This window comes from Pseudomonas sp. P108 (genome assembly GCF_032613195.1).
GTDB lineage: Bacteria > Pseudomonadota > Gammaproteobacteria > Pseudomonadales > Pseudomonadaceae > Aquipseudomonas.
Genome location: NZ_CP126691.1, coordinates 4,842,454 through 4,861,545 on the forward strand (window position 1 = coordinate 4,842,454; position 19,092 = coordinate 4,861,545).

General features: G+C 59.2%; 19 protein-coding genes. 6 read left to right on the forward strand and 13 right to left on the reverse strand.

Annotation, left to right across the window (positions count from 1 at the left end):
• Positions 1–61: 61 nt before the first annotated feature.
• From QOM10_RS21200 to QOM10_RS21215, 4 genes are all read left to right on the forward strand, one after another.
• A complete protein-coding gene (locus QOM10_RS21200; protein ID WP_160041367.1) occupies positions 62–1,834 on the forward strand; it encodes an N-acetylglutaminylglutamine amidotransferase in 1,773 nt (590 codons plus the stop codon).
• 3 nt (positions 1,835–1,837) lie between these two features.
• Complete coding sequence (ngg, locus tag QOM10_RS21205; protein ID WP_160041369.1) at positions 1,838–3,583, forward strand: N-acetylglutaminylglutamine synthetase; 1,746 nt, start codon at positions 1,838–1,840, stop codon at positions 3,581–3,583.
• A gap of 141 nt (positions 3,584–3,724) precedes the next feature.
• The gene (locus QOM10_RS21210; protein ID WP_038364408.1) at positions 3,725–4,915 is read left to right on the forward strand and encodes an osmoprotectant NAGGN system M42 family peptidase; all 1,191 of its coding nucleotides are present in this window, start codon (positions 3,725–3,727) and stop codon (positions 4,913–4,915) included.
• A gap of 170 nt (positions 4,916–5,085) precedes the next feature.
• Positions 5,086–5,313, forward strand: a complete 228-nt coding sequence (locus QOM10_RS21215) for a YheU family protein (protein ID WP_003199186.1) — start codon at positions 5,086–5,088, stop codon at positions 5,311–5,313.
• Positions 5,314–5,318: 5 nt separating this feature from the next.
• On the opposite strand, the gene csrA is transcribed toward QOM10_RS21215, so the two are convergent.
• The 3 genes from csrA to QOM10_RS21230 form a co-directional block, all read right to left on the reverse strand.
• Positions 5,319–5,504: a carbon storage regulator CsrA gene (gene csrA / locus QOM10_RS21220; protein WP_007908359.1), complete on the reverse strand. Its 186-nt coding sequence runs from the start codon at positions 5,502–5,504 to the stop codon at positions 5,319–5,321.
• A gap of 137 nt (positions 5,505–5,641) precedes the next feature.
• Complete coding sequence (locus QOM10_RS21225) at positions 5,642–5,974, reverse strand: YnfA family protein (RefSeq protein WP_008088571.1); 333 nt, start codon at positions 5,972–5,974, stop codon at positions 5,642–5,644.
• Between the two features lie 63 nt (positions 5,975–6,037).
• On the reverse strand, positions 6,038–6,853 hold the full coding sequence (locus QOM10_RS21230; protein ID WP_160041373.1) for an SDR family oxidoreductase: 816 nt from the start codon (positions 6,851–6,853) through the stop codon (positions 6,038–6,040).
• Positions 6,854–7,176: 323 nt separating this feature from the next.
• Between QOM10_RS21230 and QOM10_RS21235 the strand changes: the two genes are divergently transcribed.
• Complete coding sequence (locus tag QOM10_RS21235; RefSeq protein WP_169432680.1) at positions 7,177–7,335, forward strand: DUF3309 family protein; 159 nt, start codon at positions 7,177–7,179, stop codon at positions 7,333–7,335.
• A gap of 74 nt (positions 7,336–7,409) precedes the next feature.
• On the opposite strand, the gene QOM10_RS21240 is transcribed toward QOM10_RS21235, so the two are convergent.
• The 10 genes from QOM10_RS21240 to QOM10_RS21285 all read right to left on the reverse strand — a co-directional run bounded on the left by QOM10_RS21240 (position 7,410) and on the right by QOM10_RS21285 (position 16,819).
• Complete coding sequence (locus QOM10_RS21240) at positions 7,410–9,503, reverse strand: LTA synthase family protein (RefSeq protein WP_150774820.1); 2,094 nt, start codon at positions 9,501–9,503, stop codon at positions 7,410–7,412.
• A gap of 300 nt (positions 9,504–9,803) precedes the next feature.
• Positions 9,804–10,409, reverse strand: a complete 606-nt coding sequence (locus QOM10_RS21245; protein WP_316916902.1) for an START domain-containing protein — start codon at positions 10,407–10,409, stop codon at positions 9,804–9,806.
• Between the two features lie 41 nt (positions 10,410–10,450).
• Entirely contained in the window at positions 10,451–10,705 is a 255-nt protein-coding gene (locus QOM10_RS21250; RefSeq protein ID WP_007908349.1) for a YkgJ family cysteine cluster protein, read from the reverse strand.
• A 166-nt stretch (positions 10,706–10,871) separates the two neighbouring features.
• On the reverse strand, positions 10,872–11,342 hold the full coding sequence (locus QOM10_RS21255; RefSeq protein ID WP_127929308.1) for a translation initiation factor 2: 471 nt from the start codon (positions 11,340–11,342) through the stop codon (positions 10,872–10,874).
• Between the two features lie 78 nt (positions 11,343–11,420).
• Positions 11,421–12,860, reverse strand: a complete 1,440-nt coding sequence (locus QOM10_RS21260; RefSeq protein ID WP_016985994.1) for a PLP-dependent aminotransferase family protein — start codon at positions 12,858–12,860, stop codon at positions 11,421–11,423.
• Positions 12,861–13,062: 202 nt separating this feature from the next.
• Positions 13,063–13,875 carry an OmpA family protein gene (locus QOM10_RS21265; protein WP_127929309.1) on the reverse strand — a complete coding sequence of 271 codons (813 nt, stop codon included), beginning with the start codon at positions 13,873–13,875 and terminating at the stop codon, positions 13,063–13,065.
• Entirely contained in the window at positions 13,872–14,228 is a 357-nt protein-coding gene (locus tag QOM10_RS21270; protein ID WP_016985996.1) for a DUF4398 domain-containing protein, read from the reverse strand. The genes QOM10_RS21265 and QOM10_RS21270 overlap by 4 nt, the downstream gene beginning before the upstream one ends.
• Positions 14,229–14,237: 9 nt before the next feature.
• Positions 14,238–15,059, reverse strand: coding sequence for a substrate-binding periplasmic protein (locus QOM10_RS21275; RefSeq protein ID WP_127929311.1), 822 nt, complete (start codon positions 15,057–15,059; stop codon positions 14,238–14,240).
• Positions 15,060–15,139: 80 nt separating this feature from the next.
• The gene (locus QOM10_RS21280) at positions 15,140–16,069 is read right to left on the reverse strand and encodes an electron transfer flavoprotein subunit alpha/FixB family protein (protein ID WP_127929312.1); all 930 of its coding nucleotides are present in this window, start codon (positions 16,067–16,069) and stop codon (positions 15,140–15,142) included.
• Positions 16,070–16,819, reverse strand: coding sequence for an electron transfer flavoprotein subunit beta/FixA family protein (locus QOM10_RS21285; RefSeq protein ID WP_007908338.1), 750 nt, complete (start codon positions 16,817–16,819; stop codon positions 16,070–16,072).
• Positions 16,820–17,368: 549 nt separating this feature from the next.
• Between QOM10_RS21285 and QOM10_RS21290 the strand changes: the two genes are divergently transcribed.
• Complete coding sequence (locus QOM10_RS21290; RefSeq protein ID WP_016985998.1) at positions 17,369–19,033, forward strand: electron transfer flavoprotein-ubiquinone oxidoreductase; 1,665 nt, start codon at positions 17,369–17,371, stop codon at positions 19,031–19,033.
• The last annotated feature ends 59 nt before the right edge of the window (positions 19,034–19,092 follow it).

The window sequence follows — 19,092 nt, forward strand, 5'->3', positions numbered from 1 at the left end:
CCCGCCCTTCTGGCGAGGTACGGCTTGACCCCTCCCCAACGGAAAAACCGGTAAGGATTTTATGTGCGGATTAGCTGGCGAGTTACGTTTTGATCAACAACCTGCAGACCTTGCAGCGATCGAGAGAATCACCCATCACCTGGCCCCTCGCGGCCCCGACGCGTGGGGCTTCCATGCCCAAGGGCCGATTGCCCTGGGTCATCGGCGCCTGAAAATCATGGACCTGTCGGACGGCTCTGCGCAGCCGATGATCGACAGCCAACTCGGCCTGTCTCTGGCCTTCAACGGTGCGATCTACAACTTCCCGGAACTGCGCGCCGAGCTTGAAGCGCTGGGTTATGCCTTCTATTCCGGTGGCGACACCGAAGTGCTGCTCAAGGGCTATCACGCCTGGGGCGAAGCGTTGCTGCCGAAGCTCAATGGCATGTTCGCGTTTGCCATTTGGGAACGCGACGCCAAACGCCTGTTCATCGCCCGCGACCGTCTCGGCGTGAAGCCGTTGTACCTGTCGCGCACCGGCCAGCGCCTGCGCTTTGCCTCGGCATTGCCGGCACTGCTCAAGGGCGGCGACATCAACCCGATCCTCGACCCGGTGGCGCTCAATCACTACCTGAATTTCCACGCGGTGGTCCCGGCGCCGCGCACCTTGCTGGCCGGCATCGAAAAACTGCCGCCCGCTACATGGATGCGCGTTGAAGCCGATGGCCGCACCGAGCAGAAAACCTGGTGGACCCTGCCTTACGGCCCACACGACGACGAGAAAAACCTGACCCTGGAAGACTGGGTCGACCGCGTGCTCGACAGCACCCGCGAGGCGGTGGCGATTCGTCAACGTGCGGCCGTGGATGTCGGCGTGCTGCTGTCCGGCGGTGTCGATTCGAGCATGTTGGTCGGTCTGTTGCGTGAAGTCGGCGTCGAGAACCTGTCGACCTTTTCCATCGGTTTCCAGGATGCCGGTGGCGAGCGCGGTGACGAGTTTCAGTATTCCGATCTGATCGCCAAACACTACGGCACTCAGCATCATCAACTGCGTATCGACGAGAAAGAAATCATCGAGCAATTGCCCGCCGCGTTCCGCGCAATGAGCGAACCGATGGTCAGCCATGACTGCATCGCTTTCTATCTGCTGTCGCGTGAAGTGGCCAAACATTGCAAGGTGGTACAGAGCGGCCAGGGCGCCGATGAACTGTTCGCCGGTTACCACTGGTATCCGCAAGTCGACGGCGCGGCCGATCCTTACACGGCTTACCGCAACGCATTTTTCGACCGCAGCTATGACGACTACGCCGCCACTGTGCAGCCGAAATGGCTGACCGCGAACGATGCCGCAGGCGACTTCGTCAAGGAACATTTCGCCCAGCCCGGCGCCGAGGCCGCAGTGGACAAAGCCCTGCGTCTGGACAGCACGGTGATGCTGGTCGACGACCCGGTCAAACGCGTCGACAACATGACCATGGCCTGGGGCCTGGAGGCGCGTACGCCGTTTCTCGACTATCGACTGGTTGAACTCTCGGCACGCGTACCGGGCAAATTCAAGCTGCCGGATGGCGGCAAACAGGTCTTGAAAGAAGCCGCGCGCCGGGTCATTCCAAGTGAAGTGATCGACCGCAAAAAAGGCTACTTCCCGGTCCCGGGCCTCAAGCATTTGCAGGGCGATACGCTGAACTGGGTACGCGAACTGCTGCTCGATCCGAGTCAGGACCGTGGCCTGTTCAACCCGGCCATGCTCGACAAACTGCTGACTGATCCGCAAGGCCAACTGACGCCGTTGCGCGGTTCGAAACTGTGGCAACTGGCAGCCCTGAACCTGTGGCTCAGTGAACAAGGAATCTGATCGATGAAACCCCACGCCACGGCCATCAACCAACGGCTGCTACGCGGTCAGACGCCGTCCTATGAACGCCTGCAGGCACGTCTGGCCGAAGATGGCAGCACGCTGGCCGCCGAGCCGATCGCCGTACATTGCGGTTGGGGCCGGTTGCTGATCGGCCACACCTTTCCCGATCCGGCATCGCTGGCGCAGGAACTGCTCAAAGAGCAGCCCGGCGAACGCGATATCGCTTTGTACGTTGCAGCACCGCAGCAAATTCTCGGACTTGAGCCGACGCAACTGTTTCTCGACCCGTCCGACACCTTGCGCCTGTGGTTCAGCGATTACCGGCAGGCCACCCGAGTGTTTCGCGGCTTCCGTATTCGTCGGGCGCAAAGTGAGGCGGACTGGCAGGCGATCAATCAGTTGTATCAGGCGCGCGGCATGTTGCCGATCGATGCCACCCTGCTCACTCCGCATCATCAGGGCGGCCCGGTGTACTGGCTGGCCGAGGATGAGGACAGCGGCGCGGTGATCGGCAGCGTCATGGGCCTGAACCATCAAAAGGCTTTCAACGACCCGGAAAACGGCAGCAGCCTGTGGTGCCTGGCGGTGGATCCGCAGTGCTCACGACCGGGTGTCGGCGAAGTGCTGGTGCGGCACCTGATCGAACACTTCATGAGTCGTGGTTTGAGTTATCTCGACCTGTCGGTGTTGCACGACAATCGTCAGGCGAAAAACCTCTACGCCAAGCTCGGTTTCCGCAACCTGTCGACCTTCGCCATCAAACGCAAAAACGGCATCAACCAGCCGCTGTTTCTCGGCCCTGGGCCGGAGGCGCAGTTCAATCCGTATGCGCGGATCATTGTTGAAGAAGCGCATCGGCGCGGCATCGATGTGCAGGTGGATGACGCCGATGCCGGGCTGTTCACCCTCAGCCATGGCGGCCGTCGCGTGCGTTGCCGCGAATCGCTGAGCGACCTGACCAGCGCGATCAGCATGAGCCTGTGTCAGGACAAAAGCCTGACGCACAAAGTGCTGAAAGGTGCCGGGTTGAATCTGCCTTCGCAGCAACTGGCGGGCAATGCCGACGATAACCTGGCCTTTCTCGATGAGCATCAACGGGTGGTGGTCAAGCCGCTCGACGGTGAACAGGGCCAAGGCGTGGCGGTGGATTTGCAGAGCATCGAAGAGGTGCAGCAAGCCATCGAAACGGCGAAGCAATTTGATAGCCGCGTACTGCTGGAAAGCTTCCATGAAGGGCTTGATCTGCGGATTCTGGTGATTGGCTTTGAAGTGGTGGCAGCAGCGATTCGCAAACCCGCGGAAGTGGTCGGCGATGGCCAGCATTCGGTGGGCGCGTTGATCGAGGCGCAGAGTCGTCGTCGGCAGGCGGCCACCAGCGGCGAAAGCAAGATTCCGCTGGACCACGAGACCCAGCGCACCCTGCATGCGGCGGGTTATGACTACAGCAGCATCCTGCCGGCCGGTGAACATTTGTTTGTGCGGCGCACGGCGAATCTGCACACCGGCGGCACTCTGGAAGATGTCACGGCGATTCTGCATCCGACGCTGGTTGATGCCGCCGTGCGCGCGGCGCGGGCGCTGGATATTCCGATGGTCGGGCTCGACTTGATGGTGCCAGCGGCGGATCAGCCGGAGTACGTGTTTATCGAGGCCAACGAACGCGCCGGTCTGGCCAACCATGAGCCGCAGCCGACGGCGGAACGCTTTGTCGATTTGTTGTTTCCGCACAGTCAGCCGGCGATTTAACCCTTTCCTGATCGTTCCCACGCTCTGCGTGGGAACGCCTCACCGGACGCTCTGCGTCCACTCTTGGGACGCAGAGCGTCCCCGGCTGCATTCCCACGCAGAGCGTGGGAACGATCAGTGCTCAACCCATCAGGAGTTTCCATGACCACGCAAATCCCCGAACCGGATCTGAACTATCTGCAAAAAGTCCTCCTGGAAATGCTCGCCATTCCCAGCCCCACCGGGTTCACCGACACCATCGTGCGTTACGTCGCCGAGCGTCTGGAAGAACTCGGCATTCCGTTTGAAATGACCCGGCGCGGCACTATTCGCGCCACGCTCAAAGGCAAAAAGAACAGCCCCGATCGTGCCGTCTCGGCGCACCTCGATACCATCGGCGCTGCCGTCCGCGCGATCAAAGACAACGGTCGCCTGACCCTCGCCCCGGTCGGCTGCTGGTCGAGCCGTTTTGCCGAGGGTAGCCGCGTCAGCCTGTTTACCGACAACGGTGTGATTCGCGGCAGTGTCCTGCCGCTGATGGCGTCCGGGCATGCGTTCAATACCGCCGTGGATGAGATGCCGATCAGTTGGGATCACGTTGAACTGCGTCTGGACGCCTACTGTGCGACCAAGGCTGACTGCGATTCGCTGGGCATCAGCGTCGGTGACGTGGTTGCCTTCGATCCGCTGCCGGAGTTCACCGAAAGCGGCCACATCAGCGCCCGTCACCTGGATGACAAGGCCGGTGTCGCCGCGCTGTTGGCATCGCTTAAAGCCATTGTCGACAGCGGTCAGGAACTGATGATCGACTGCCATCCGCTGTTCACCATCACCGAGGAAACCGGCAGCGGCGCAGCGGCAGCATTGCCGTGGGATGTCAGTGAATTTGTCGGCATCGACATCGCTCCGGTCGCCCCGGGGCAGCATTCCAGCGAACACGCGGTGAGTGTGGCGATGCAGGATTCCGGCGGGCCGTATGACTATCATCTGTCGCGGCACTTGCTGAAACTGGCCAGCGAGAACGAGTTGCCGGTGCGCCGCGACCTGTTCCGCTATTACTTCAGCGATGCGCATTCGGCGGTGACGGCCGGCCACGACATCCGCACTGCCCTGCTCGCGTTTGGCTGTGACGCGACCCATGGTTATGAGCGTACGCACATCGACAGTCTGGCGGCGCTCAGTCGTTTGCTCGGCGCTTATATTCTGAGCCCGCCGGTGTTTGCCAGCGATGCGGCGCCGGCCAATGCTTCGCTGGATCGCTTCAGTCATCAGATCGAACATGACACGCAGATGGAGAGCGATACGCGGGTGCCGTCGGTGGACAGTCTGGTGGGGCAGCGTTCCGACAGTTAAATTTTTGTAGGCATAACCATCGACTTCGCGAGCAGGCTCGCTCCCACAGGGAATCCATTTCCAAGTGTGGGAGCGAGCCTGCTCGCGAAGGGGCCAGACCAAGCAACACAAAACTGGCAGGCAACCCGCAATCGCCGTAGCATCCCGACACTGATTTGACCGAGGTGCCCATGCTCATTCCCCACGACCAACTTGAAGTCGACACCCTCACCCGCCTCATCGAGGATTTCGTCACCCGCGACGGCACCGACAATGGCGATGACACGCCGCTGGAAACCCGTGTGCTGCGCGTACGTCAGGCACTGACCAAAGGCCAGGCACTGATCGTCTTCGACCCGGAAAGCGAGCAGTGCCAGTTGATGCTCAAGCACGACGTGCCCAAGCATCTGTTCGATTGAATGCTTCAGCGGAGCTTTTCGGTGGCCTGCTTGCGCTTGATCCGGTCATAGACCTCTGCGCGATGCACATTGACCTTTTGTGGCGCTTCGACGCCGAAGCGCACGCTGGAACCGTTCACCGACAGCACGCGCAGGGAAATGTCGTCACCGATTGAAATCAACTCACCAACGACACGGCTGAGTACAAGCATGAGATTCGTCCTTCAGGGTTAGCGAACCCTGAAGATGCGCGGCTTGAGGCGGCTCTACAATGCGCGGCAGGCAAATCAGTTTTGCCTTACAGCCCCCCTTACACCGAGACGTAAGACGTTTCCCACAAACGCCCCATTCAGGCAGCGGAAAACCGTGGCCCGAACAGAATCACGCTGGCGCCGATGACGCACAACGCCACGCCGATCCAGTCCGAACCCAATGGACGCACGCGCTCCACCACCATCAGCCATCCGATCGAAGCAACGATGTAAATCCCGCCGTAAGCGGCATAGGCACGACCGGCGTAGTTGGCTTCGACACGGGTCAGCAACAGCGCGAACAAGGTCAGACTGAGCAGCGCAGGAATCACCCACAAGGCACTCTTGCCTTGGCGCAGCCACATGAAGAAGGCGAAACAACCGGCGATTTCAAACAGCGCCGCGAGGAAAAACCACAAGTAATTGAGCATTGACGCGTCTCGACAGGGTGACCATTGCGGCCACCCTAACGACGCCGCCGGCAACGGGCAAGGTCAGCCGTTGTTCTGCTTGGCCTTGGCGCGCATTTTTTCCGCCATGGAGGTCATTTCGTTATAGAGCAGTTGCGGGTTCTTCTGCTTGATCGCCCAGGCCATCCGGCCCTGCTCGTGGGGCAGAATCATGAATTCGCCAGCCGCCACTTGCTGATAGATGTAGTCGGCGATGTCCGCCGCCGTAATCGGCGAACTTTCCAGCAACTTGCCGACCTGCGCTTTCATCGCCGGGGTCGGGCCACGGAACGAGTCGAGCAAGTTGGTCTGGAAGAACGACGGGCAAACCACGTGCACGCCGACTTCCTGCTGCGCCAGTTCGATCAGCAGGCTTTCCGAGAGTGCAACCACGCCGGCCTTGGCCACGTTGTAGTTGCTCATCGCCGGCCCCTGCATCAGTGCGGCCATGGAGGCGATGTTGATGATCTTGCCTTTGCTTTGTTCGAGCAGCGGCAGGAACGCCTTGCAACCCTTGACCACGCCCATCAGGTTGATCGCGATCTGCCAGTCCCAGTCTTCCAGCGACAGCTCGCTGAAGAAACCGCCCGACGCAACACCGGCGTTATTGACGATGATGTCGATGCCACCGAACTTCTCTTCGCAGGCCTGAGCGAACGCGGTGAGCTGGCTGTAATCACGCACATCGCAGCGCTGAACAAAACCGTCACCGCCCGCCTCGCGAACCATTTTCAGGGTTTCCTGCAGACCGGGTTCGCTGACGTCGGACAAGGCCAGTTGCCAGCCTTCACGCGCCCAGCGCAGCGCGATTTCGCGACCCAGGCCCGAGCCCGCACCAGTGATCATCATGCGATTTTGCATAGCACACAGCCTTGTTGTTCCGGGGAAGATGCGCGGAGTGTAGCGAAGGATCGGCGCGCGCCCACGCTCCATCAAGTTGCTGAATGCAAGATCAAAAGATTGCAGCCTTCGGCAGCTCCTACATGGATTCGTGTAGGAGCTGTCGAGTGAAACGAGGCTGCGATCTTTTCGCTGCAAAGGAAATAAACAAGCAATCCAAATACATTAAAAAAACATTGAATTTTCTTTCATGCGCGCCAGTCGGAACTTGTAAGCCGGCTGGAATTACTTAGTCTCCAGTCGCCCCCTGAACACAAGACTTCTCGAACGCTATCAACAAGGAAATCGACATGGGCACAATTCTAATCATTATCCTGATCCTGTTGCTGATCGGTGGTCTGCCGGTCTTCCCGCACTCCAGAAGTTGGGGTTATGGTCCTTCAGGCATTATCGGCGTGGTGTTGGTGGTGCTGTTGGTCCTGCTGTTACTCGGTCGGATATAACGCTTCAAGCGCAAAAAAAGAGGCCCTGTTCAGGGCCTCTTTTTTATTGCGCGGATTTTACTGTCGCCAAGCGATCAATCCGGCTTGCCGTGAATCACACCAGCGGTGTTATCCATCAGGCTCTTGGTCGCCGTTTGCAGGAACGCTTCGAGTTTGAGCTTCAACTCGGCAGTGCGCGGTGCATTCGGAACGACTTCGGCGTGAGGATTCGCACCCAACTGGTACTGCCACATCTTCGGCCCCATGTCTTTGTCTCTCGGCAACACCAGAATCTGGTCGGCCGTGACGATCGCGGTGGTCTGCTCACTGCCCGATGGCTTGATCACACCGAAACCGGTGTCGCCTTCCGGCAGGTTGAGCAAGTCGCGGCCCCAGCACTGATGGCGTACTTCACCGCCCAGACGGCCCATGATGGTCGGTACGATGTCGATCTGCGTGCCCACGGTGTGGTCACGGGTACCGAACTTCTCCTGAATGCCCGGCGCAATCATCAGCATCGGCACGTTGAAGCGACCCAGGTCCATTTCGGTGATCTGGCGTTCGTTGCCGAAACCGTGGTCGCCGACGATGACGAACAGGGTTTCCTTGAAGTACGGTTCTTTGCGCGCCTTCTCGAAGAACTGACCCAGCGCCCAGTCGGAGTAGCGCATGGCGGTCAAGTGTTCGTTGAGGCTGCCACGATCGGTCACGCGCTCGACCGGCAATGGCGTCGGCAAGGCGTATGGCGTGTGGTTGGACAGGGTTTGCAGCAGCGCATAGAACGGCTTGCCGTTTTCGCGTGCTTTCAGCTCCTGCAGACCACGGTCGAACATGTCCTGGTCGGACACGCCCCAGGTCGGATCGGAGAACACCGGGTTGACGAAGTCATTACGGCCAACGAAGTTGGTCATGCCCTGGTTACTGAAGAAGCCCGACTGGTTGTCCCAGGCGAAATCGCCGTTGTAGACATACACGTCGTCGTAGTCACGGGCGCTGAGCACCTGCGGCAGGCCGGACAGCTTGTGGCTGCCTTCCGGGGTCTGCATCAGGTATTCGAAACCTGGCAGGTTGGGGAAGCAGGCCATGGTCGCGAACATGCCCTGATGGGTGTGCGTACCGTTGGAGAAGAAGCGGTCGAACAGCAGACCTTCCTTCGACAGTTTGTCCAGGTATGGCGTGATGTTGCCTGGCGCGCCCAATGCACCGACCGAGTGACCGGCCATGCTTTCCATCAGGATCACCACAACGTTCTTGATCGGCAGGGTCTTGTCGGTCGGCGGCGTGTAATCACGGCGTACGGCGGCAATATCGGCATCGACCAGTTTGTCGTCTGGCATCAGCAGCATGTCGCGCACGACTTTCTGCGCCTGCTCTTGCGGCAACGTGGCTTTCCAGATGTTGTCGCGATCTTCGCCCATGCGCGACTTGGCGGCCTCGATCAGCGACAGCGTGGCGTTGAGGCCGAGCTGGTTGGCGAAGTTGGAATCGGTGGTGTACACGTCACCCCAGCGCATCGGCGGGCCTTGACGCAGGGTGCCACGGGCGGCGACCACGCAGATCAGCAGGCAGACCACGAATACCGCCAGGCGGGTGTACCACGGCGCGACTTGGCGGCTGCTGACACTACCGCCGCTGAAAGGCCCGCGCGGACGCGTGGCACGATCGGCACCTTTGAACGCGAGGGTCAGAATGACAGTGCCGATGACCCACGCCAGCAGGTAGCGCACCACCGGGAAACCGTACCAGAGCATGCTCATCACGGTTTTCGGGTCTTCTTTCACGTACTGGAACACCAGACCGTTGAGGCGCTGGTGAAACTCGCGGTAGAAGTCCATCTCCATCAGGCCGAGGAACAGCGCGATGCTCGAAGCGATGGTCAGCCACAGACGGAAGAAACCGCGTGCGGCCATGGCGCGCGCACTGAACAGTGCCAGCACCAGCGGAATGCACAGGTAAACCACCAGGCGCAGGTCGAAACGCAGGCCGTTGGCGAAGGCTTCGAGGAAGGTCGAAGCCGGGGTGTCGAGGATCATCTCGCGGTTGTAGACCAGCAGCGCGAGGCGCAGCACGGAAAACATCACCATCATGACCAGAGCACACAGCAGCGTGTAGGCCAGATGCGATTTGACGGTCGGTTGCAGCAGGCGAGCGGAAGATCGCTGCTGATTCAGGGCGTCCGGGTTTGCCATGTCGTTTTAGGACCCATTGGAAGTTGAAGTTGCAAAAATACAGCGGCGCCATGCCCTCTATTGGTCATTCCAGACCCCGGGGCTTGCGCAGTGCGCAAATGTTGCACGATCACCCGCACCATTGCCATTGATTACTGCCCCGCCGCCAGACACTTTCATTTACGGCAGCGGGCAAACAGCGCGGGCGAATTGTCAGGAACACTTTGTGAAAATTTCGTGCAACGCATATCTGGAAACACAATATAGATACAAAACAAAACGCCCCGACTTGTTCGGGGCGTTTCGTTGAACGCGGGCCGATTACTTCTCGGCGCGTTCTTTCAGAGCTTTGAGGGTGTTGAACGGCGCATCGACGACAAACTTGTTGGCAACCATCGCCGGCACGCTGCCGCCTGGCTCGGTGTGCACTTGATAGGTCACTTCAACCTGGTCGCCCTTCGGTACGAACTTCCAGAAGCCTTTGACCTGCTGCACGCGGACAAAGCCTTTTTCTTCAGGAACGTACGTCGGCAGACCTTTGAGGTTGCGGGTCAGGCTGCCGTCGGCGCCTTCGACGGTGGTGACTTCGATCACCGAGTCACGCGGAGTTACCGGCCAAGGCGTATTGAACTGGCTATAGGTCCAGCTCTTGTCGCCTTCGTGCTTGAGCAGTTTCTGGGTCTTGCACTCGTGAATCCAGGCGCAGGCGCCAGCGACGTCTTCCTGCAGTGCGCGCAGTTTGGCGACGGTGGTTTTCATCAGCGCAACGCCTTGGTAAGACTTGTAGTCCGAACCCGGCACTTCACTGAGGGAAATCTTGATGCCGTCTTCGTTCTTGGCGACTTTCCAGTCTTCAGCCTGAGCGACGGACGTGGCCAGCACAGCGGTCAAACCACACAACACAGCGATACGATGCAGCGAACCCATAGTCTTATTCCTTATTGTTGAAGTTCCGTTCGTTTGACACATCACGCCGCGGTCATTTGCTCCCACCAGCCGATCAGCCTGATCGCTTCTTCCGAGCTGCTGCCACAGACTTCGACATCAGCCGCGAAGCCGGAACAGACTGCCGGGCGCTCCGGGCGGCCGAAAATGCTGCACAGGTTTTCGACCGAGAGTTGCACGCAACGTTCGCCGGCAGGTTTGCCATCAGGCATGCCGGGAATCGGCGAACTGATGGAAGGGGCAATGCAGCAAGCGCCACAGCCTTCACGGCATTTCATGACGAACAATTCCTCGCGACGGGCGATGTGTAAAAGGGACGCGGAACAGAGTAACCGCTAAAACGGCTGTTTCAAATTGCCGGAACCGGGGTTTTTAGCGATAACTCAATATGACTGACCAGTCTCCGACAAAGCGTCTGGTCTGCGGGTCACAGATGGGTTGGTTTTACTGTTTGAATTCGAAATCCAGCGCGGCACCTTCGACTTCGCGGCGCTCTTCGTTGCGCAGTTGCAACTGCATTTCGTTGCTGAGCAAGCGGCCGTTGAGCTGGAATCCGTTGTTTTTCTCGCCAAACATCTGCGGCAGGATCGGCTCGCGCTTGGGCAATTCAACCGTGCCCTTGGGTTTCAATTCCTCGACCATGTCCTTGGGCAGGCTCAAATCGAGTCTGGCCGACGGCAACCTGGTTTTTACCACTTCACTGGCGGGTTTCGATTTCGAGGCGACTGGCTTGCGCTTCTTGATGACTTTTTGCTGGGTTTTCTTCGCCGTAGCGGTCTTCTGCGCGGGCGGATTTTTTTTCGTGGGGCTCGTCGCAGCCGGTTTTTCCTGAACCGCAGCGGCCACAACTCCAGGCGCCTGACCGATCATCAGCAAACCCAGCAAAACCCAAGCAGCAGGAGCAATCGCTTTCATGGACCCAACGACACTAACGGCAGAGGGCCATATGCTCGCTTGTTGGACGCCACAAGACAAGCATCACCCACCGCTCGTTCAGAATCCGCCAGCGGTTTCCTGACACAGTTGAGTCGCCAACAGACCCAGCGTCATCAACGCCCGCTCCGCCTCGCGATTCCACGGAATCCCGCAATTCAGGCGGATACAGTGGTTGAATTGCTCGGTATTACTGAAGATCAGCCCCGGTGCAATGCTGATGCCCTGCTGCAAGGCGCGCACATGCAGTTCTTGTGTATTGACCCTGCCCGGCAGACTCACCCAAAGGATGAAACCGCCCGTGGGCCGGGTCATTTGCGTGCCTTCGGGGAAGTACTGCTGCACCGCCAACTGGAAGGCGCTGAGGTTTTTCCGGTATTCCTGGCGGATGTACCGTAAATGCCGGTCATAGCCACCGTTTTCCAGATAAGCGGCGATCGCCATCTGCGTCACGCTACACGCCGAGTGGGTGCTGAAAGTCTGCAAGCGCTGGATTTCCTGCTGATACTTGCCGGCGATCATCCAGCCGATGCGTACGCCGGGTGACAAGGTTTTGGAGAAGCTCGAGCAGTAGATCACCCGATCCAGTCGGTCATAAGCCTTGAGCGCTTTGGTTTTGCCTTGCTCGAACATCAGTTCGCCATAGATATCATCTTCGACAATCTGAATATCGAAATCAGAAGCCAGGCGCAGCAACTGTTTCTGCCGCTCTTCGGGCATGGTGCCGCCCAGCGGATTGCTCAGGCGCGTGGTCAGCACCAGCGCTTTGATCGACCATTGGTTGGCGGCCAGTTGCAGGGCTTCGAGGCTCATGCCGGTGGCCGGATCGCTGGGGATCTCGATGACTTTCAGGCCGAGCAGGTCAGCCAGTTGCAGCAGACCATAATAGGTCGGCGATTCGGCGGCGATCAGATCGCCCGGCCGGGTCAGCACACGCAACGACATCTGCAGGGCATCGACGCAACCGTGGGTGATCACCACTTCCGACGGATCGACCACCACACCGGCATCGCGCATACGGATCGCCACTTGCCGGCGCAGCGGTTCAAAACCGGGGCTGAACATGTAGCTGAAGGCACGCGGGCTATGGAACCGGGTGACCTTGGCCAGTTGCTGATGCAGCGCGCGCACAGGTAAGTAGTCGACACTGGGCACGGCGGCACCGAGCGGGAACACGCCTTCGCGGCGCGACTCGACCAGCACTTGCTGAATGATGCTGCTGCGAGTGACCAGACCGGGACGCTCGACTCGGGCAATGTCCGGCGTCGGCGCGGTCAGCGCGGGGGTCTGGTGGACGTAATAACCGGACTGCGGACGCGCCCGAATCAAGCCCTGATCTTCGAGATTGGCGTACGCCTGCAACACCGTCGCATGGCTGACATTGAGCTGCGAACTCATCTTGCGCACCGAAGGCACGCGCTCCCCCGGTTGATAGACACCACGACGGATATCTTCGGCCAGTTGCTGAGCAATACGTTGGTAGAGCAAGAGATTGGTCATGACGCAGCACTCGATTTCACGGGCATTTTATTCTTGTGTGAAACAATACCGGAACAGTTTAGAAGTGTACTGGGACAGTTGCCACATTACTCGACCATACAGTGCGGTGTCTGCCCCCGACTGTACTGATTTGCGAGCTGATCGACAGACGTAAAAAAGCCCGGTACTGCATGACAGCCCGGGCTTTCCAGAGACGCAACCCTTAACGGGCAGCGCCGAGCTGGCCTTTTTCGTCGGAGAAGACAATTTCCACCCGACGATTCTGTGCCCGTCCGCGCTCGGAAGCGTTGGCGTCCACCGGGTATTCGTCGCCGTAACCTTCGACCTGAATGCGTTTGTCGTCGATGCCCAGGTCCATCAGCACGTCCGCCACCGATTGTGCGCGATCGCGAGACAGTTTGAGGTTTTCCTGTTTGCCGCCAGTGCTGTCGGTGTAACCCTCGATACGCACCACACGTTTCGGGTTCAGTTGCAGGAACTGCACGATTTTCAGGACGACACGGTTGGCCGAGTTTTTCAGCTCCGCTTCACCGGTATCGAACAGCACGTCGCCTAGGGTCATCACCAGACCACGGTCGGTCTGCGTGGTGGCCAGTGCGACGATCTGCTCTTCGAGCCATTTACCCTGCTGCTGTACGCTCAGCAGCTTCGATTCACGCAGGGCCAGTTGCAGACGCTGACGCTCCAGTTCGAGTTTGGCCGCACGTTCTTCGTTAAGCACCTGATTGGTGTGCTCGCGGGCGATCTCGCTGTAGCGCTGGCTCAGGTAGGCGTAATGGACCACGTCGGAACCGCTGCCCCAGTAGGTCGACAGACGATCGGCACGGGCCAGCGACTCACCGGCACGGATCACGTCCTTCGGCGCAATGCGCAGCACGTTGGAGTCTTCCTTGACCTTCTGGAAGTCGGCGCTGGCTTCTTGCAGCGCGGATTCGCTGTGTTGACCGGCGCAACCGTACAGGCTGACACACCCGGCGAGGATCAGACCGCCGACAACTTTCGACTTGAAGCTCATTGGGCATCTCCCAGTTGCTTGCGCAGTCGGACGATGCGGGTATTGAGCACATTCACCTGTTCTTCACTTTTTTGCGTCAGCACTTTGGCCTCGGCCAGACGTGCATCCAGTTCCGCCTGCTCGGAACGCATGCGCGCATTCCGGTAGGACTCGTCAGCCATGTTGCCTTTGGCGCGGTTGTATTTGGTTTCGGCCAGTTTCATTTCCGGCACTTCGTCGGCGGTGGCGCCGACAGCCTTGGCCTGGGTGATGGCTTGTTCGGTGAGACGCATTTGTTCGTTGGGTGCCGGATCGGTCGCGCAACCGGCCAGGGCCAGAACGGCCACAGCCGCGAAAAGAGGTCGAATACTCACTAAGAATCCCTACTGTTTTGGGGCACTGACAGGTGGTTGCGGCTGTTGCTGCTGCGCCTTCCAGCGCTCGATGTTGCGTTGAAGCGCGGCTTCCGTCAGTCCGGACGCGGGCAATTCTGTCATCTTTTTGGCTAGCTGTCCGCGCAACCACGGATCGTTGCAGGCCGAGTTATGCGAAACCGCAAGAAACAGCCCCGGCCGATCGACGGGTTGCTCGAACGCCAGCAGGTCATTGGCCATGCCCAACGCTTGCGCGGCCGCCATGCCCGAGTAGCGCCCGGCGAGTACATATTCCACTTCACCGAGGAGCAGTTTCTGAAAGGCCTGAGTGAGGTTGGCTGTCCGGGTCAGGGTCAGATTCTGCTCGGCGAAAGTGCCGAATGCCTGGGTGATTCGAGACTTTTCCGACAGCGCACCCGCGTGGCCGTGCAGATCTTTGGCTTCGCTGTAGACCAGGGTCGAGCCTTTGCGCGTCCACACCAGATAGTCGTTTTCCAGCAGCGGCGGATGGATGTAGTCGAGGTTTTCCAACTCAGTGAAGGTCAGCGGCGCGTCGGCGAGCATGTCCATGCGCCCACTGCGCACTTCGTCGAGGGCTTGCGAGCGTTTGCCGGCGTAAAGCAACTCGACCTTGATGCCGAGATCTTTGGCGACTTGTTGCAACAGGTCGGCGCTGGCGCCGATCAACTGTTTGGGATTCTGTGGGTCTTGCCAAAGGTATGGCGGCGCATCCGGGCTGCCGGTGACGACGAGGCGCTCGCATTTGCCGGCGGCTATCGCCAGCCCCGGCAACAGGGCCAATCCCAACAACCATCCGCAACGCAGATCCATGGCAAAACGCTCCCACTCAAATCCGAGACAAAAAAAAGCCCGACCAACAGGCCGGGCTCTTTATAAGTGAAGCCGCTGGATTAGACCAGCTTCTCCAGCTCAGGTACCGCTTCGAACAGATCCGCCACGAGACCGTAATCGGCCACCTGGAAGATCGGCGCTTCTTCGTCCTTGTTGATCGCAACGATCACTTTGGAGTCTTTCATGCCGGCCAGGTGCTGGATCGCGCCGGAGATACCGACGGCAATGTACAGCTGTGGCGCAACGATCTTGCCGGTCTGACCGACCTGCATATCGTTCGGTACGAAACCTGCGTCGACCGCGGCGCGCGAAGCACCCACAGCGGCGCCCAGCTTGTCGGCCAGGGCGTACAGGTGTTTGAAGTTGTCGCCGTTCTGCATGCCGCGGCCGCCGGAAACGACGATCTTGGCAGCGGTCAGCTCTGGACGATCGGACTTGGCCAGTTCTTCGCCAACGAAGCTCGAAGTGCCAGCGTTGTGTGCAGCAGCTACAGCTTCAACAGCAGCCGAACCACCTTCAGCAGCAACCGGGTCGAAACCGGTGGCACGCACGGTGATCACTTTGATTGGCGCGGTCGACTGTACGGTAGCGATGGCGTTACCGGCGTAGATCGGACGCTTGAACGTGTCAGCGCTTTCAACCGAGATGATCTCGGAGATCTGGTCAACGTCCAGCTGCGCAGCAACGCGCGGCAGGATGTTTTTGCCGTTGGAGGTAGCGGCAGCCAGGATGTGGCTGTAACCAGCGCCCAGCTCGGCTACTAGCGGAGCAACGTTTTCCGGCAGCTGATGCGCGTAAGCGGCGTTGTCAGCGTTGAGGACTTTGCTCACACCAGCGATTTTCGCCGCGGCTTCAGCCACGGCGCCAGCGCCTTGGCCAGCAACCAGAACGTGGATGTCGCCGCCGATTTTGGCCGCAGCAGCCACGGTGTTCAGCGTGGCCGGGGCCAGCACTTTGTTGTCGTGTTCAGCAATAACCAAGATAGTCATTTAGATTACCTTCGCTTCGTTCTTGAGTTTTTCAACCAGTTCAGCCACCGACTTGACCTTGATGCCTGCGCTGCGTGCAGCCGGCGCTTCGACTTTCAGGGTCTTGTTGGTAGAGGCGGTGGAAACGCCCAAAGCGTCCGGAGTCAGCACTTCGAGAGGCTTCTTCTTGGCTTTCATGATGTTTGGCAGGGACGCATAGCGCGGCTCGTTCAAACGCAGGTCGGTGGTGACGATTGCCGGCAGTTTCAGGGAAACCGTCTGCGCGCCGCCGTCGATTTCGCGGGTCACGGCAACGCTGTCGCCCGAGACTTCGACTTTCGAGGCGAACGTGCCCTGACCGTAGCCGCTCAGTGCAGCGAGCATCTGGCCGGTCTGGTTGTTGTCGCTGTCGATGGCCTGCTTGCCGAGGATCACCAGCTGCGGCTGTTCCTTGTCGACCACAGCCTTGAGCAGCTTGGCCACGGCGAGCGAGGTCAGATCTTCAGCGGATTCGACGAGGATGGCACGGTCGGCACCCAGAGCCAGTGCGGTACGCAGCTGCTCCTGAGCGGTGGTCGGGCCGATGGAGACGACGACGATTTCAGTCGCAACACCTTTCTCTTTCAGGCGTACGGCTTCTTCCACTGCGATTTCGCAGAACGGGTTCATCGACATCTTGACGTTGGCGAGATCGACGCCGGAATTGTCCGCCTTGACGCGAACCTTGACGTTGTAATCCACAACGCGTTTGACAGCTACAAGAACCTTCATGGATTCCTCGTTACTCTCCGGTGAAAAGAAAGTCGCCTAGGCGAACCTGGCGGTTGATGCTCATCAGGCTAAAAGGGCACCTCTAAAAACGCCGACTCGGGTGTCTGGTGACTACAGGGTGCGAAGACCTGCGACCGTTCGTCAGGGGTGACCGACGAGTCATTGATCTTCACGCTGTGTAAACTGCGCGCCGGACTGCGCTGCGCATCACCTTCTACTGCCTGTGCCCTGTCTTTAGACGTGCTCTTGAAACCGCCAGTCTGCCTACGACGAGCGTAAAACCGCCCGTATCTTGACCGGAACGCCTATTCCGGTCAATACAGCAAAATGACCATTCATAAGCCGCGCTTCTTTGATTTCTCTGGGCTGGAGCCGATTCAAACAAACGTTTGTATTGGACGCTCGGAGTGGTGTAGATATAATGCGCCGCCTAGAGAGAAAGGTCGGTCTCCAATATTCCCCTTGACGTTAACGTAAAGGAATAGCGGATGCGACATCAAACCTCCAAATTAGAAAAAAAACTGTTGAGCCTTGAGTAGGAGATAGCCTGTGGAACGCGAATACATGGAATTCGACGTGGTCATCGTCGGTGCCGGCCCCGCTGGCCTGTCCGCCGCCTGCCGTCTGAAGCAGAAGGCCGCCGAAGCCGGTAAGGAAATCAGCGTCTGCGTGGTCGAAAAAGGCTCCGAAGTCGGCGCACACATCCTCTCCGGTGCCGTGTTCGAACCACGCGCTCTGAACGAGTTGTTCCCGGACTGGAAAGAACTCGGCGCGCCGCTGAACACGCCAGTCACCCGCGACGATATTTTCGTGCTGAAAAACGCCGAAAACGCGCAGAAGATTCCAGACTTCTTTGTGCCCAAGACCATGCACAACGAAGGCAACTACATTATCTCCCTCGGCAACCTGTGCCGCTGGCTCGCCCAGCAAGCCGAAAATCTCGGCGTAGAAATCTACCCGGGCTTCGCCGCTCAGGAAGCGCTGATCGACGAGCAAGGCGTGGTGCGCGGGATCATCACCGGTGATCTCGGCGTCGACCGCGAAGGCAACCCGAAAGAAGGCCTGTACACCCCGGGCATGGAACTGCGTGGCAAGTACACGCTGTTCGCCGAAGGCTGCCGTGGCCACATCGGCAAGCAACTGATCAAGCGCTACAACCTCGACAGCGATGCCGACGCTCAGCATTACGGTATCGGCCTGAAAGAAATCTGGGAAATCGACCCGGCCAAACACCAGCCAGGTCTGGTGGTACACACCGCCGGCTGGCCGCTGGACATCATGGGCACCGAGAACACCGGCGGCTCGTTCCTTTATCACCTGGAAAACAACCAGGTGGTGGTCGGTCTGATCGTTGACCTGTCCTACAGCAACACTTACCTGTCGCCGTTCGACGAGTTCCAGCGCCTCAAGCATCACCCGGTGCTGGCTCAGTACCTGGAAGGCGGCAAGCGCATCAGCTACGGCGCTCGCGCCATCTGCAAAGGTGGCCTGAACTCGCTGCCGAAAATGGTCTTCAAGGGCGGCGCGCTGATCGGTTGCGACCTCGGCACCCTGAACTTCGCCAAGATCAAAGGCAGCCACACCGCGATGAAGTCCGGCATGCTCGCCGCAGAATCCGTGGCTGACGCGCTGTTCGCGGAAAAGGACGGCACTGAAGAGCTGACCACTTACGTCGACGCGTTCAAGAAGAGCTGGCTTTACGACGAACTGTTCGCCAGCCGTAACTTCGGCCCGGCGATCCACAAGTTCGGCGCCATTGTCGGCGGCGGTTTCAACTGGCTGGATCAGAACATCTTCGGCGGCAAACTGCCGTTCACCCTGCACGACACCAAGCCGGACTACGCTTGCCTCAAGCTCGCGGCGGATTGCAAGAAGATCGACTATCCGAAGCCGGACGGCAAACTCAGCTTTGACAAGCTCAGCTCGGTGTTCATCTCCGGTACCAACCACGAAGAAGAACAGCCTTGCCACTTGAAGCTGACCGACCCGAGCATCCCGATCAGCAAGAACCTGCCGCTGTACGACGAACCGGCACAGCGCTACTGCCCGGCCGGCGTGTACGAAGTGATCACCAAGGAAGACGGCGAGAAGCGCTTCCAGATCAACGCCCAGAACTGCGTGCACTGCAAGACCTGTGACATCAAGGACCCTTCGCAGAACATCACCTGGGTCACGCCGGAAGGCGCTGGTGGCCCGACTTATCCAAACATGTAAGTCGAACCGCTGAACAACAAGGCTCCCGATTTGGGGGCCTTTTTGTTGCCCAAAATTCC

Excerpts from the sequence above, each read along its gene's own strand:
- QOM10_RS21230 (WP_160041373.1), bottom strand. The coding sequence starts at position 6,853 with ATGCAAAATCGCATGATGATCACTGGTGCGGGCTCGGGCCTGGGTCGC.
- QOM10_RS21260 (WP_016985994.1), bottom strand. The coding sequence starts at position 12,860 with ATGACCAATCTCTTGCTCTACCAACGTATTGCTCAGCAACTGGCCGAA.
- QOM10_RS21215 (WP_003199186.1), top strand. The coding sequence starts at position 5,086 with ATGCTCATTCCCCACGACCAACTTGAAGTCGACACCCTCACCCGCCTC.
- QOM10_RS21275 (WP_127929311.1), bottom strand. The coding sequence starts at position 15,059 with ATGGATCTGCGTTGCGGATGGTTGTTGGGATTGGCCCTGTTGCCGGGG.
- QOM10_RS21280 (WP_127929312.1), bottom strand. The coding sequence starts at position 16,069 with ATGACTATCTTGGTTATTGCTGAACACGACAACAAAGTGCTGGCCCCG.
- QOM10_RS21200 (WP_160041367.1), top strand. The coding sequence starts at position 62 with ATGTGCGGATTAGCTGGCGAGTTACGTTTTGATCAACAACCTGCAGAC.
- QOM10_RS21265 (WP_127929309.1), bottom strand. The coding sequence starts at position 13,875 with ATGAGCTTCAAGTCGAAAGTTGTCGGCGGTCTGATCCTCGCCGGGTGT.
- csrA (WP_007908359.1), bottom strand. The coding sequence starts at position 5,504 with ATGCTTGTACTCAGCCGTGTCGTTGGTGAGTTGATTTCAATCGGTGAC.
- QOM10_RS21255 (WP_127929308.1), bottom strand. The coding sequence starts at position 11,342 with ATGAAAGCGATTGCTCCTGCTGCTTGGGTTTTGCTGGGTTTGCTGATG.
- QOM10_RS21240 (WP_150774820.1), bottom strand. The coding sequence starts at position 9,503 with ATGGCAAACCCGGACGCCCTGAATCAGCAGCGATCTTCCGCTCGCCTG.
- QOM10_RS21285 (WP_007908338.1), bottom strand. The coding sequence starts at position 16,819 with ATGAAGGTTCTTGTAGCTGTCAAACGCGTTGTGGATTACAACGTCAAG.
- QOM10_RS21250 (WP_007908349.1), bottom strand. The coding sequence starts at position 10,705 with ATGAAATGCCGTGAAGGCTGTGGCGCTTGCTGCATTGCCCCTTCCATC.
- QOM10_RS21245 (WP_316916902.1), bottom strand. The coding sequence starts at position 10,409 with ATGGGTTCGCTGCATCGTATCGCTGTGTTGTGTGGTTTGACCGCTGTG.
- QOM10_RS21225 (WP_008088571.1), bottom strand. The coding sequence starts at position 5,974 with ATGCTCAATTACTTGTGGTTTTTCCTCGCGGCGCTGTTTGAAATCGCC.
- QOM10_RS21210 (WP_038364408.1), top strand. The coding sequence starts at position 3,725 with ATGACCACGCAAATCCCCGAACCGGATCTGAACTATCTGCAAAAAGTC.
- ngg (WP_160041369.1), top strand. The coding sequence starts at position 1,838 with ATGAAACCCCACGCCACGGCCATCAACCAACGGCTGCTACGCGGTCAG.